The 14,449-nt window shown below is 66.8% G+C and carries 9 protein-coding genes and 1 pseudogene; 8 read left to right on the top strand and 2 right to left on the bottom strand.

Translation table 11 applies throughout. The annotated features are described in order from the left end of the window. Positions 1-216 precede the first annotated feature (216 nt). Positions 217-1,494 (top strand): annotated as a pseudogene (locus HD592_RS08755) (peptidoglycan bridge formation glycyltransferase FemA/FemB family protein). 120 nt (positions 1,495-1,614) lie between these two features. On the opposite strand, the gene HD592_RS08745 reads toward HD592_RS08755, so the two are convergent. Next, positions 1,615-2,442 (bottom strand): YwiC-like family protein, encoded by an 828-nt coding sequence (locus HD592_RS08745; RefSeq protein WP_184453413.1) that lies wholly within the window; start codon positions 2,440-2,442, stop codon positions 1,615-1,617. 137 nt (positions 2,443-2,579) lie between these two features. Here HD592_RS08745 and HD592_RS08740 point away from each other — a divergent pair, with 137 nt between their 5' ends. Next, positions 2,580-3,554 carry a bile acid:sodium symporter family protein gene (locus HD592_RS08740; protein WP_184453411.1) on the top strand — a complete coding sequence of 325 codons (975 nt, stop codon included), beginning with the start codon at positions 2,580-2,582 and terminating at the stop codon, positions 3,552-3,554. A gap of 272 nt (positions 3,555-3,826) precedes the next feature. Here the strand turns inward: HD592_RS08740 and HD592_RS08735 are convergent, their stop codons facing one another. After that, positions 3,827-5,791 carry a solute carrier family 23 protein gene (locus HD592_RS08735; RefSeq protein ID WP_184453409.1) on the bottom strand — a complete coding sequence of 655 codons (1,965 nt, stop codon included), beginning with the start codon at positions 5,789-5,791 and terminating at the stop codon, positions 3,827-3,829. 432 nt (positions 5,792-6,223) lie between these two features. Here HD592_RS08735 and chvE point away from each other — a divergent pair, with 432 nt between their 5' ends. From chvE to araA, 6 genes are all read left to right on the top strand, one after another. Further along, positions 6,224-7,408 (top strand): multiple monosaccharide ABC transporter substrate-binding protein, encoded by a 1,185-nt coding sequence (chvE, locus tag HD592_RS08730; protein ID WP_184453407.1) that lies wholly within the window; start codon positions 6,224-6,226, stop codon positions 7,406-7,408. 83 nt (positions 7,409-7,491) lie between these two features. Further along, a complete protein-coding gene (locus HD592_RS08725; RefSeq protein ID WP_184453405.1) occupies positions 7,492-9,039 on the top strand; it encodes an ATP-binding cassette domain-containing protein in 1,548 nt (515 codons plus the stop codon). Continuing rightward, positions 9,036-10,205 (top strand): multiple monosaccharide ABC transporter permease, encoded by a 1,170-nt coding sequence (gene mmsB / locus HD592_RS08720; protein WP_184453403.1) that lies wholly within the window; start codon positions 9,036-9,038, stop codon positions 10,203-10,205. The genes HD592_RS08725 and mmsB overlap by 4 nt, the downstream gene beginning before the upstream one ends. 155 nt (positions 10,206-10,360) lie before the next feature. Then, positions 10,361-11,395: a LacI family DNA-binding transcriptional regulator gene (locus HD592_RS08715; protein WP_221437864.1), complete on the top strand. Its 1,035-nt coding sequence runs from the start codon at positions 10,361-10,363 to the stop codon at positions 11,393-11,395. 252 nt (positions 11,396-11,647) lie between these two features. Then, positions 11,648-12,391 carry an L-ribulose-5-phosphate 4-epimerase gene (locus HD592_RS08710; protein ID WP_184453401.1) on the top strand — a complete coding sequence of 248 codons (744 nt, stop codon included), beginning with the start codon at positions 11,648-11,650 and terminating at the stop codon, positions 12,389-12,391. Beyond that, complete coding sequence (gene araA, locus HD592_RS08705; RefSeq protein ID WP_184453399.1) at positions 12,391-13,899, top strand: L-arabinose isomerase; 1,509 nt, start codon at positions 12,391-12,393, stop codon at positions 13,897-13,899. Before HD592_RS08710 ends, araA begins: the two co-directional genes overlap by 1 nt. The last annotated feature ends 550 nt before the right edge of the window (positions 13,900-14,449 follow it).

The following is a 14,449-nucleotide window of genomic DNA, read 5'->3' as shown; positions in this document are numbered from 1 at the left end:
CGGGCGTGCGCGGATCGATCTGCTCCGTGCAAGCCCGGGCCGCATGGACGCTCCCCGGGACGGCGCTTTCGCCGCCCCGGGGTTGCGCCTTCGGGGCAGGCCCGTTGAGGCGTCCATCCTGAGCGCACGCCCGCCTCTCCGCCCGCCTTTTCTCCCCGCCTTTTCGCCCGTCCCTTCGAGGGGCCTGCGGGAGGGGCCCGAAGAGGGCGGACGGCTATGCATGAACGGCATGAGCGACCTGCGCTTCTCCGAAATAACTCCCGAGGAACTCGATGCGATCAGCCTCGGGACGCTGCATTCCTCGTTCATCCAGAGCGCGGCCGTAGTGAGGGCGCAGTCACGAGGGCGGAGACGGCGTGCTTCGGGGTGAAGGAGGAGGGCGTGCTCATCGCCGGCGCCCTCGTCGTCTGCCGCACGGAACGCAGATTCTTCAAGGTCGTGCATATCAACCAGGGGCCCGTGATCGACCTGGAGCGCGAGGACCTGGTCGTATTCTTCTTCTCCTGGCTTCGGGAGGCGCTCGCGAAGCGCGGAGTGACCTACTGCCTCGTCACCCCGAATGTCGAAGTCGTCCTCCGCGATCTCGACGGCGAGGTGGTCCCGGGCGGCTTCGATCATGCCGGGCTCCTGGCGAATCTCACGGCGGCCGGGCTGGAGTACCTCGGCCCGGATAACTCGTTGATCAACGGGGTCGGCCGGTGGATGTTCGTGAAGGACTTCGAGGGGATCGCCTCGGAGAAGGACTTCTTCAAGAGCGTCGATCGTTCGGTCCGGCGCCAGTACCGCGCGGCCGACGAGCTGCACGTCCAGATCGTCGAGCTCCCGAGCGACGGCATGGAGCCCTTCTTCGACGTGCTCAGCCATACCGGTGAACGGCGGGGATTCGACACGCGTGATGACTTCCTCGTCGCCTTGAAGGAGGAGTTCGGGGACAAGTGCCGCGTCCTCCTGGCTCAGCTCGACGTGAAGGCCGGAATCGAGATCCTCGAATCCGAGATCCGGAAACTGAACACTGAGATCGCGCGGGTGACGAAGCAGCGCCAGAAGCAGGACTCCGACGGTCTGCGCCGCCGCCTGGAGGTGCTGGCCGAGCAGATTCCTCCGACGCAGGAGCGGATCGCCGTGCTTCGTGAACTGCTCGAAAGCGGAGTCGAACTCGCCAATCTCGCGGCCGGCATCTTCTTCGAGCACGGGAACGAATACACCCACTTCATGGGCGGCACCTACGAGGAATTCATGCATGTGAATCTCAACGGCAACAATTTCCTGGCGACGAGTCAGATGCTGCGCCTGGTGGAGTCCTCGGACGTGGACCGCTACAACTTCTAAGGCACCTTCGGGAGGTTCTCCGGCAGCGAGGACGAGGGCGTGTACAGATTCAAGCGGCGCTTCGGCGGGCGGATCCTGGAACAGCCCGGCAACTACCGGCTCGTGGTCTCGGCCCCGCGAATGAAGGCCTTCAACCTGCTGGGCCGCCTCGCGGGCAAGGGCTGAGCGGGCGGGCTCCGGCCTTCTCGTCTTGACGAGGGCGGGCCGGCCGGATTGAAGGCGGGCGCCTCTTGCGGCCCTCGGCCTCGGCCGCGCGGATTCGCGCATCCGGTGCCGGTCGTCTTGTCACATTCCCAGGAGGAGGAAGACCCACACGGCGGTCGTGCACGCCATTTCGAGCAGTCCGATCATCATCGGTCTGATCGTCCGGCCCGCACGGACCGCGAGGGGCAGTCCTATCGAACGGACGAGCAGTCCCGCCCACACGAGGGCGAGCCCCGGATGGATGATCCCCTTCCAGGCGGCGAGGGCGATGAGCGTGAAGCCGGCGGCGTGCCAGGTCCCCGAGGCGACGATCCAGCGGAGTTCGCCGCGCCCTCGGATCATCGAGCGCACGTAGGGCACGGTCCCGAGGAAATAGGCGGCTTCGAGGGCGGCGATGAGCCATGCCTGCCCGAGGTCGGGCGCGAGCGGGTGGTCTGCGTGTGCGCCGAGCGACCATGCGACGGGGGTCATGAGGCAGGCCGCGAGAATCGTTGAGACCCGCGAAGTCAACGAGCGCGGGCGGCCGCGAAGTGCTTCGACGATGGCGCCGAGGGCGAGCGGTGCGAAGAAGGGCGACCATCGCAGGAGCGCGGGGGAGAGGACGATGAGGGGGACGCCCGTGCCGATGGCGATGGCGCTCCAGGTGACGAGGGCGGGCGTCACCGCATGCCGGCGCCGCTCGGCGAGGCGCGCGAACAGGCTCATCGCGTGGAAGGCGCTGAAGCCCGCGAAGCACGCTCCGAGGAGAAGGAGGGCGAGCGGACGGGGGCCGCCCGCGACGATGCCCGTGAGCGCGGGCAGCAGCGCCATGGGCCAGGCGCCGTGCTGATCGGGCAGCCATCCCGCGGTGAAGAGTCGGCGTGCGCCGCGGGGGCGCGAGGGGCGGGCCGGGGCTCGGGAGGAGGTCACGATGCGAGCTTAATCCGGATACCCGGTCCCGGTTGTGACGGACTGTCAGGGCCGCATCGGGGAGGGGCGAGGGCGGGATGGGCCGGGCCGAAGTGAGATGTTTCGACTCCGGGGCCCGATCCGACGAGAATCGGGGTATGAGTGTTCAACAGACCGTCATCGCACCCGTGAATGCGTCCGCTTCCAAAGAGGACCGATCCGCGAAGATCGCCGTCACCGTCTTCCCCCTCATCATTCTGGCCGCCCTCGTCTTGGGCCTTCTGCTCCCGGTTCAGACTGCTCCGCTGGTGAAGGGCGTGAACTACGCGCTCATGGTGATCATGTTCGGCATGGGCCTGACGCTCACGGCGCCGGATTTCGCGGTGATCGCGCGCCGGCCGTGGCCGATCCTCGTCGGCGTCCTCATGCAGTACCTCATCATGCCGCTGGCGGCGGTCGTGGTCGTGTGGGCCTTCCGGCTCGATCCGGCGCTCGCGGTCGGCGTCATCCTGGTGGGCTGCGCGCCCGGCGGTACCGCCTCGAATGTCGTATCCTACTTGGCGAAGGGCGATGTCGCCCTGTCGGTGGCGATGACCTCCGTCTCGACTCTGCTGTCGCCGATCGTGACTCCTCTGCTGACGAAGCTCTTCGCCGACACCTATATGCCGGTCGACGCGCCCGCGATGGCGAAGTCGATCCTCATGATCGTCGTCATCCCGGTGGTTGCGGGTCTTCTCGTGCGCAAGTTCGCCCCGCGCTTCGTCACCGCCCTGCTGCCCGTCCTTCCCTGGATCTCGGTCATCGGGATCTCCTATGCGGTTCTCGGCCTGGTGGGGGCCTCCGCTCCTCGGATCATGACGGGGGGCCTCCTCGTTCTCGCGGTGGTCATCGTCCACAACGGCATCGGTCTTCTCCTGGGCTATTTCGCCGCCAAGGGGCTGAAGGTGGGGGAGCGGGCCGCTCGCACGACGGCGATCGAAGTGGGCATGCAGAACTCGGGCCTCGCGGCCGGTCTCGGCGCGCAGTACTTCACGCCCGAGGCGGCGGTCCCGGGGGCGATCTTCTCCGTGTGGCACAACGTTTCGGGGTCGATCCTCGCGGCCTACTTCCAGCGCCGTCCGGTGGAGGACTGAGCCCGCCGCCCGTGCTCGGGCGGGCGGCGGCCCATCGAGCGGCGGGCCTCGATCCGGCGGTTCGGAATCTCAGGGAATTCTTAGCTCATCCCGATGCTCCTTCGAGTATGGCGCCCTAGCGTGGTGTTCATCGACAAGGGAGCCGGCGGGGCCCGAAGGGCCGTGTCCGTCGGCGTTGAGCAGCAGAGGAGACCGGATCGGAAGAACTCGCATTGTGTTGATGGGATGCCATGAGGGGCCGACTGAAGAGTCGGCCCCTCATGACGTGCGTTTCAGTCGACTTGGTCGAACTTGCGGCCCCAGGCGGTTCGGATCGGGTTCGCGTCGGCGACGAGCATGTCGAAGCGCTCGTCGGCGATGTCGATGACCTCGCCGAGGGCGAAGCGGGCTTCGCGGGCGGGGGAGGATTCGACGCGCTTCCACACGGCGCTCATGAGCTGTTCGCGGTCGGCCAGGCGCGTGACGCGCACGATGAGTGGGCGCGCGAACTTCTCACGATAGGCGTCCGAGGCGGCGCTGAGTTCTGCGATCTCGGCCTCGTCGAAGTCCCCGAGGCCGAGGGCCGCCGTGTCGGCGTTGGCGCGTTCGTCGCCCTCGCCCTTGACGAGCGCCGCGATGTCCGTGTACGAGGCGATGAGGGCTTCCTGCTCCTCGGTGCTCGCCGCGAGGACCTCGTCTTCGAAGGCGCGGCGCAGAGCGGTCGCGTCGGCGAAGGGGCGGTGCTCCCAGGCGCGCTCGACCGGCCACTTCGGGCCTTCGTACATTCCCGAGAAGGCGGCGACGAAGGCGCCGCGGTCCATCGTGTTGACCTCGTCGAGGTCGACGGCGCGGCCGTTGACGATCGCCAGGTCAGGGGCGTCCTGCTTCCCGATGTGGAAGAAGAGGATGTTGAGGAGGAAGGCCGTGAGGGCGCCGATGGTCACGCCGGACCCGAAGAGAATCTGGAGCCAGGACGGCAGGACGGAGGCGATGTCGGGCTTGAGGGTGACGAGCATCGCCAGGCCGATCGAGGTGGAGACGATGACGGCGTTGCGGTTGTCGCGCATGTCGACCTTGCCGAGGGTCTGGATGCCGACGACTGCGACATTGGCGAACATGGCGAGCGAAGCGCCGCCGATGACGGGCGCGGGGATCGAGGCGACGATCGCGCCGGCCTTGGGCAGGAGGCCGAGGACGATCATGAGGACGCCCGCGGCGGTGACGACCCACCGGGATTTGACGCGGGTGAGGCGGACGAGGCCGACGTTCTGGGCGAAGCAGGTGTAGGGGAAGGAGTTGAGGACGCCTCCCAGGAGGGTCGACAGGCCGTCCGCGCGCAGAGCGTTCGCGACGTGGTTCGGGGTGATGCGCTTGCCGACGACCTCGCCGGTGGCGAAGACGTCGCCGGTGGTTTCGACGGCGGTCACCGCCATGACGATGAGCATGGAGACGATCGCGGCGAGGGAGAACTTGGGCAGGCCGAAGAAGAAGGGGGTCGTCACTCCGACCCAGGCGGATTGGGAGACCTGGGAGAAGTTCGCGTCGCCGAGGGAGAAGGCGAGGATCGTCATGACGACGAGTCCGACGAGGACGGAGATCGTCGACATGAAGCCCTTGAAGATCTTCTGGACGGCGACGATGAGTGCGAGGGTGCCCATCGCGTAGGCGAGGCCCTTGAGGGTCAGGGCCGCGGTCTCCGCCCCCTCGGGGGCGTAGGTCGCGAGCGAGACGATGTCTCCGGCGGATACCGCGATGAGCGTGATGCCCATGACGGTCAGGAGGGTGCCGGTGACGACCGGGGGGAAGAAGCGCAGGAGCTTCGCGAAGTAGGGGGCGATGAGGAAGGTGACGAGGCCTGCGGCGATGATCGAGCCGTACATCGTCGCCAGGCCGGTGGTCGGGTCCGCGCCGGCGGGGGTCGCGGCGATGCCGATCGCGATGAGGGGCGAGACCGCGGTGAAGGTGACTCCCTGGATGAGGGGGAGCTTTACGCCGATCTTCGGCCCCAGGCCCGCCGACTGGATGATCGTGGCGATGCCGCAGGTGAACAGGTCGGCGTTGATGAGATGAACGAGGGTCTGGGAATCAAGACCCAGACCCGAGGCGATGACGAGCGGAACGACGACCGCTCCGGCGTAGAAGGCGAGGACGTGCTGAATGCCGAGGACGGCGAGTTTGCCGGCCGGGGGCACTTGGTCGACGGGATGACGGTGGGGCGATCCGGCCGGGGCGGCCTTCGCATCGCGTCCGAGAGTCATGAGATCTCCTGGAGGATGAGGAGTTGATGGGCGCTTCGATTGTCCTCGCGGAAGGCCTCCGTTTTCGTCGGACGCGGGCGATGCGGACCGTGCTGCGCGCCTTCGGGGCGAGGGACTAGAGTTGTGAGAACACGCCCCTCGGCCTTCGCCGTGGACGCTCCCCTCCGGCTTCTCGTGAATCGGTGTCGAGGGCGGGGCTCTTCGTTCCGGGGGTCGTCACCCGTTTCGCACGGCGCTTCTTCGCACGGTGTCCATATGTGCGAAGGGATTCCTTGTGATTCAGCGGATGTGCACGCGCACATCGTTATGCGATCTTTATCTGAGCGGCTTGCCCCGCAGTGTGTGTGAGCGTTAACGTGAGGTGTCGGTCGCACGCGGAGGACTCTTTCGCGGTGACGGCATTGATTCTGTTGCTCGATGAGGAGAACACCCATGACCATTAGGCGAATCTTCGGTCGTCGCGCCGCCGGCCTCGCAGCCGTCCTCAGCGCGGGCGCCCTCGCCCTGTCCGCCTGCGCCGGTGGCGGCGCGGGCTCCACCACCGATGCCGCCGCCTCCGGAGCCGCCGGCTCCGCAGAGGGCATCAAGGTCGGCATCGCCATGCCGACCCAGACCTCCGAGCGCTGGATCGCCGACGGCAACGCGGTCAAGGAAGGCCTCGAGAAGGCCGGATACCTCGTCGATCTCCAGTACGCCAACGACGACATCCCGACTCAGACCCAGCAGATCGACCAGATGATCACCAACGGGGCGAAGATCCTCGTCATCGCCTCGATCGACGGCACCGCCCTGTCGAGCCAGCTCGACGCCGCCGGCGCCGCCAACATCCCGGTCGTCTCCTACGACCGCCTCATCCGCGACAACGAGAACGTCGACTTCTACGTCTCCTTCGACAACTACAAGGTCGGCGTCGCGCAGGCCAAGGCCCTCCTCTTCGGCCTCGGCCTGACCGACAAGGACGGCAACAAGGCCGCCGATGCCCCTAAGGGCCCGCTCAACATCGAGCTCTTCGCCGGCTCGCCCGATGACAACAACGCCGGATTCTTCTTCAACGGCGCGATGGACACCCTCAAGCCCTTCATCGAAGACGGCACGCTCGTCGTGAAGTCCGGCCAGACCGCGTTCGACCAGGCCGCAACGCTGCGCTGGTCGCAGGAGGCCGCGCAGAAGCGCATGGAGGACATCCTCACCTCGACCTACGGCGGCGGCTCCGAGCCCCTCGCCGGCGTCCTCTCGCCCTTCGACGGCATCTCCCGCGGCATCATCACCGCCCTCCAGGGCGCGGGCTACGGCCCGACGATCGCCGACGGCCTTCCGGTCGTCACCGGTCAGGACGCCGAGATCGCCTCGATCAAGCTCATCAACGACGGCGTTCAGCAGTCCACGATCTTCAAGGACACCCGTCTCCTCGCCGAGCAGGCCGTCAAGACCGTCAAGGCGATCGGTTCCGGCTCCGAGCCCGAAGCGAACGACACCGAGACCTACGACAACGGCATGAAGGTCGTGCCCGCGTTCCTCCTCGAAGTCCAGACGATCCTCAAGGACAACATCGAGTCCGACATCATCGGCTCCGGCTACTACACGGCCGACGAGGTCGCGGCCGGCGTCAGCAAGTGACCCATCGGTGAGCGGGGCGGGCGCCTCCGGTGCCCGCCCCGTCCACTGCCCGAAGTCTTCCATCTCGCGAATACGGAAGTGACATGACCTTGAATATTCTTCAGATGCGCGACATCGACAAGGGCTTCAACGGGGTCCCCGTGCTCAAGCACGTCAACCTCGAAGTCCGACGCGGTGAAGTCCACGCCATCTGCGGCGAGAACGGTGCCGGCAAATCCACCCTCATGAAGGTCCTCTCCGGCGTCTACCCCCACGGCCAGTACGAAGGGGAGATCATCTGGGAGGGCAAGGAGGTCTCCTTCTCGTCCATCAAGGACTCCGAGACCCTCGGTATCGGCATCATCCATCAGGAGCTCGCCCTCGTCCCCTATCTCTCGGTGGCCGAGAACCTGTTCCTCGGCATCGACAAGCCGAAGAGGCACGGGCTCATCGACTGGCATGAGATCAACCACCGCGCTGAGGAGGTGCTCGCCAAAGTCGGCCTCGACGAGAACGTCACGACTCCCGTCGGCCAGCTCGGCGTCGGCAAGCAGCAGCTCATCGAGATCGGCAAGGCGCTCTCCAAGGACGTCAAGCTCCTCATCCTCGACGAGCCGACCGCCGCCCTCAACGACAACGACTCCGCGCAGCTGCTCGAACTCGTCCGTCAGCTCAAGGAGACCGGCGTTTCGATCGTCATCATCTCCCACAAGCTCAACGAGATCGCCGCGATCGCCGATCGCACGACGATCCTGCGCGACGGGCAGACTATCGAGACCCTCGACATGTCCGACCCCGCATCGACCCAGAACAAGATCATCTCGCTCATGGTCGGTCGCGAGCTCTCCCAGCGCTATCCGGTGCGCGAGTCCCATATCGGCGAGGAGCTCTTCCGCGTCGAGGACTGGACCGTCTACCACCCGACCCAGGAGGGGCGGCTCGTCATCAAGGACGCGAGCTTCAACGTCCGTCACGGTGAGGTCGTCGGAATCGCCGGCCTCATGGGCGCGGGCCGCACCGAACTCGCGATGAGCCTCTTCGGGCGCTCCTACGGCCGCAACATCTCGGGCCGTATCTACAAGGAGGGGCGGGAGATCCGCATCAAGTCGGTCTCCGACGCCATCAAGAACGGCATCGCCTACGCGACCGAGGACCGCAAGCAGTACGGCCTTAACCTCATCGACGACATCCGTCACAACATCGCGACCGCGGGCCTGTTCAAACTCTCGCGCTACGGCATGGTGAACGCGAACGAGGAGCTCGCCGTCGCGTCGGACTACAAGGAGCGGATGAACATCCGTTCCCAGACGGTGATGCAGCTCGCCGGCTCCCTGTCGGGCGGCAACCAGCAGAAGGTCGTGCTGTCCAAGTGGCTGTACACGGACGCGGACGTCCTCATCCTCGACGAGCCGACGCGCGGCATCGACGTCGGCGCGAAGTACGAGATCTACACCCTCATCAACAAGATGGTCGAGGCGGGCAAGGCCGTCATCGTCATCTCCTCCGAACTCGAAGAGATCCTCGGCATCTCCGATCGCGTCTACACGCTCGCCTACGGGCGCATCACCGGCGAACTGCCGATCGCCGAAGCGAACCAGGAGAACCTCATGGAACTCATGACCATTGAACCCTCAAGGGAGAACGACAAGTGAGCACCACCAAGAGCCTCGGCGAGATGTTCAAAGGGAACATCCGCCAGAGCGGCATTTTCTTCGCCTTCCTCGCCATCGCCGTCCTGTTCGCGGTGCTCAACCCCTCCTTCCTGAGCCCGGGCAACCTGACGAACATCGTCCTCCAGTACTCCTACATCCTGGTCCTCGCGATCGGCATGCTCTTCGTCATCCTCCTCGGCCAGATCGACCTCTCGGTCGGCTCGGTCGTCGCGGTCACCGGCGCCCTCTCGGCCGTCCTCGTCATCAAGAACGGCATGCCCTGGTGGGTGGGCGTGATCGCGGCGATCGTCCTCGGCCTCATCATCGGCGCCTGGCAGGGCTTCTGGGTCGCCTACGTGGGGATCCCCGGCTTCATCGTCACCCTGGCGGGCATGCTCCTCTTCCGCGGACTCACCTTCCAGGTCCTCGAGAACGTCTCGCTCTCGCCCTTCCCCAAGGCCTACTACAACATCGCGAACGGCTTCTTCAACGGACTCCTGGGAGGGATGGGCTTCGACGTCTTCACCCTCGTGATCTTCGGTATCGGCGTCCTCGGCTTCGCCTACCAGCAGTTCCGCTCGCGCAAGGCGCGCATCGCCTACAACCAGGCGGTGGAGTCGATGGCCCTGTTCATCGGCAAGATCGTCGTCATCGCGGCCTTCGTCATGTGGTTCGCCTTCCAGCTCTCCCGCTCGCGCGGCCTGCCCTTCGTCCTCATCATCCTCGCGATCCTCGTCCTCATCTACGGGATGCTCGCGAACTCGACGGTCTTCGGGCGCGACGTGTACGCGATCGGCGGCAACATCTCGGCCGCGGCCCTGTCCGGCATCAACGTCAAGTCCGTGACCTTCTGGACCTACGTGAACATGGGCTTCCTCTCGGCCATCGCCGGCATCATCTACTCCGCCCGGATGAACGGCGCCCAGCCCTCCGCGGGCAACATGTTCGAGCTCGATGCGATCGCGGCCTGCTTCATCGGCGGCGCGTCGACGACCGGCGGCATCGGCAAGCTCTCCGGCGCCCTCGTCGGCGGTCTCATCATGGCGGTCATGTCGAACGGCATGCAGCTCATGGGCGCATCGACCTCGACCCAGCAGATGGTCAAGGGCCTCGTGCTCCTCCTCGCCGTCGCCTTCGACGTCTGGAACAAGCGTCGTGCCGGTTGAGCCCTGTTGCTGAGCGCGAGTCCCTTGCGGGACTCAGGGGCGGGGCCGTGCCGGAAAGGGCACGGCCCCGCCCCGCGCTCGGAATGATGCGCGTAGCCTGTCATCATCGTTCCCCAGCCATCCGCTTGATCCACTCATGATGTGAGGAGTGAGCCATGGCTCGTCCGCGCCGTGCGAAGAGCACGCCCTCGATCGTCGACGTCGCGAAGGCCGCGGGCGTCTCCCATCAGACGGTCTCGCGGGTGCTTAACGGCTCGCAGTCCGTGCTGCCCGAAACCCGTGAGCGCGTCCAGAACGCGATCAACGAACTGGGGTATCGGCGCAATTCGGTGGCGAGGGCGCTCGCGAGGCAGCGCTCGGAGATGATCGGCATCGTCACCACGACCTCCCTGGACTACGGCCCCAGCTCGATCCTCATGGAGATCGAATTGGCGGCGAGGAAGGCGGGGTTCTACGCCGCGGTCGCGCCAGTGGAGGACTACGACGACGCCTCGGTGCGCGCCGTCTTCGACCACTTCCTCGGGGTTCCCGCCGAGGGGATCGTCTTCATCGCCCCGCTTCGCGAGATGACCGCGGACATGACGCAGATGACGATCCCCGTTCCGGTCGTCGCGGTGACGACGCAGGCCCTGGGCGCCGGAGCGGGACTGACTCCGATCTCGATCGATCAGGAGCTGGGGGCCAGACTCGCCCTCGAGCACCTCTACGACCTGGGTCACCGGGACATCGCGCATATCGCGGGCAATCAGGAGTTCTTCGAGGCGTGCAATCGTGAACAGGCATGGCGGGACTTCATGTCCGAGCGCGGGCTCGCGATCCGAGAGCCGCAGGTGAAGGGCTGGGAGTTCTCGGTGGGGTATGAGGAAGGGCGGCGCCTCCTCGCCGAGGGGCTGCCGACCGCGGTGTTCTGCGCGAATGATCAGATCGCCCTCGGCCTGTACCGTGCGCTCGAGGAGGCCGGGGTCTGCGTTCCGCGGGAGGTCTCGATCGTCGGCTTCGACGACATGCCGGCGGCCGCTTACTACTCGCCGGCTCTGACGACCGTTCGTCAGGACTTCGCGAACCTCGGCAGGGTCGTCCTCGAAACCCTCCTGGAGGAGATCGGCGCTGCGGACAAGGGCGGGGCCGCGCGGGCCTTGACTCCGGCCCTGGTGGTGCGCGATTCGACTGCGCCTCCCCGCAGCCGCTGACCTCGGGGCCTTCGCGTTCTTCGCTTCGGGCGGACGGGGCGGCGGGCTCCGAGGGCGCACGGCCGGTGCGGGCCTTGGAGGGGCGCCTCCCGAGGGAGGGGCGCCGGCTGAAGAAGATGGCGGGATCGTGGACAACACCGCGATGTGAGCGTTAACCTAAGGGGTGTCGGCGCACATGCGCTCTGGCATCGACCGAGCCCGACACAGCGGAGTGCTCGCGGCCTCGTCGCCCCGGAACCGGAAGGAAGACCAATGGACCATCACGACCCGTCCACCTGGGATGCGGAGTTCGCCGCGCGCGTGCGCGCGACCCGCGAAGTCGTGTCCGCGCTCCACGCCGAGCTGCCCCGATGGGGCCTCATCGTCTGGACCGCCGGGAACGTCTCGCAACGCGTGAAGGGGCCCGCCGCCGACGGCTCCCAGGATCTACTCGTCATCAAGCCCTCGGGCGTGTCCTACGACGAACTCACGCCCGAAACGATGGTCGTCTGCGACCTCGACGGCCGACTCGTCGAGGGCGAGGGCTCGCCCTCGTCCGACACCGCCGCCCACGCCTACGTCTACTCCCACATGCCCGAGGTCGGCGGCGTCGTCCACACGCACTCGACCTACGCGACCGCCTGGGCCGCCCGCGGCGAGGAGATCCCCTGCGTCCTGACGATGATGGGCGACGAATTCGGCGGCCCCGTCCCCGTCGGCCCCTTCGCGCTCATCGGCGACGACTCGATCGGCCGCGGCATCGTCGACACCCTCAGGGAATCGCGCAGCCCCGCCGTCCTCATGCGCAACCACGGGCCCTTCACGATCGGGAAGGACGCGCGCGCAGCGGTCAAGGCCGCCGCGATGGTCGAAGAGGTCGCCCGAACGGTTCACATCGCCAAGCAGCTCGGAGAGCCGATCCCGATCCCTCAGGACAAGATCGACTCCCTGTACAACCGCTACCAATTCGTCTACGGACAGCACGAGGGCGATGGCGCCCCGGAAGGAGAGAACTGATGACCGGTTTCTACGAAGGGCGCGAGGTCTGGTTCTACACCGGAAGCCAGGACCTGTACGGCGAGGACGTCCTCGTCCAGGTCGCCGACCAATCGCGCGAGGTCGTCCGCCTCCTCAACGAGTCCGGGCTCATGCCCGCCCCCGTCGTGTGGAAGCCCGTCCTCAAGGACTCCGACTCGATCCGCCGGGCGATGCTCGAGGCCTCGGCCGACGACAAGGTCCTCGGCGTCATCTCGTGGATGCACACCTTCAGCCCGGCGAAGATGTGGATCCGCGGACTCGAGGTCTTCTCCAAGCCGCTCCTCCATCTGGCGACGCAGGCCAATGTCGAGATCCCCTGGGACACCATCGACATGGACTTCATGAACCTCAACCAGGCCGCCCACGGCGACCGCGAGTACGCCTACATCCTCACACGCCTCGGCGTCGCCCGCACGACCGTCGTCGGCCACGCCTCGAACGCCTCGACCTGCGCGCGGGTCGCCGACTGGATCCGAGCAGCCGCCGGCTTCGCCGCGACGAATGAGCTGCGCGTGGTCCGCTTCGGCGACAACATGCGCAATGTCGCCGTCACCGAGGGCGACAAGACCGAGGCCGAGCGCCGTCTGGGCGTCTCGGTGAACACCTGGGGCGTCAACGACCTCATCGCCGTGGTCGACGCGGTCGAGGATGAGGCGATCGATGAGCTCGTCGCCGTCTACGAGGCCGAGTACGAGGTCGAGGACGCGCTGAAGAAGGGCGGCGAGCGCCACGAGTCGCTCCGATACGCGGCCCGCGAGGAGATCGCCCTGCGCCGCTTCCTCGACGAGCGCGGCGCGAAGGCCTTCACGACGAACTTCGAGGACCTTGGCACGCTGCGCCAGCTCCCCGGCCTCGCCGTGCAGCGCCTCATGGCCGACGGTTACGGCTTCGGCGCCGAGGGCGACTGGAAGACGGCCGTCCTCGTGCGCGCGGCGAAGGTGATGGGGGAGGGGCTGCCCGGCGGCGCCTCGCTCATGGAGGACTACTGCTACAACTTCGTCGAGGGCGCCGAGATGATCCTCGGGGCGCACATGCTCGAGATCTGCCCCTCGCTCACCGCTTCGAAGCCCCGGATCGAGATCCATCCCCTCGGCATCGGCGGCAAGGAGGACCCGGTCCGCATGGTCTTCAACGCGGACGCCCGCCCCGGCGTCGTCGTCGCCATGTCGGACATGCGCGACCGCTTCCGCCTCACCGCGAACGTCGTCGACGTCGTCGAGCCGCCCCGCGACATGCCCAAGCTCCCCGTCGCGCGCGCGATGTGGCAGCCCAAGCCCGACTTCTACACCTCCGTCGAGGCGTGGTTGACGGCCGGCGCCGCCCATCACACCTGCATGTCGACCCAGGTCGGCGTCGAGGTGTGGGAGATGTTCGCGAAGATCGCGAAGATGGAGCTCCTCGTCATCGACGAGCAGACGACCCGCCGCGACTTCGCGGCGAGCTCGAAGTGGAACCAGGCGTATCACCGCCTCGCCGAAGGACTGTGAGTCCGAAGCGGCCGATTCGAGAGCCTCATCGGCCGCTTCGAACGCAGACCCTGGTCGCGCACGAGGGCGCACCCGAAGACTTCGGGTGCGCCCTCGGTGTCTATGCGGGGCGGAGGGCAACAGGACCGTGCAGAAGGACGCCGAAGGGATCATGACCCCGTGACGTCCGCTGCGGTGATCACGACGGCGCGGCTGAACTCGGAGAGCCTGGCGGGCGGGCTCCGAACTGAGCAATGCCGATGCTCGGTGGAAACCCCTGAACAGGCACGGAGGGACGCAGCTGCATGAGTGCGCGCCGCGTTGGCCCTCCCGGAATGAGAGCACTGGTGCGCGCCCCGCTCGACCCGCGCATCCTCTCTCCGAACTCGCGCTTCCGAGGCGCTGCCCTCACCTGATCCGTCCGATCAACAGGCCTGAATCAGCGCGCGAAGCCGCCTTCTGCCGCCCGAAAATGACCACATGGCAAGAAACCTGGGGCAAAAGCGTGACTTTCCGCGCTCGAAGTGGGATTTTTGCCGCTGATTTCGTAGTGTTTTCACCAGCGACCGCC

The organism is Schaalia hyovaginalis, assembly GCF_014208035.1.
In the GTDB taxonomy this organism is placed as follows: domain Bacteria; phylum Actinomycetota; class Actinomycetes; order Actinomycetales; family Actinomycetaceae; genus Pauljensenia; species Pauljensenia hyovaginalis.
Note: the sequence above shows the minus strand (reverse complement) of the source record. Positions and strands in the feature narration are given on the sequence as shown.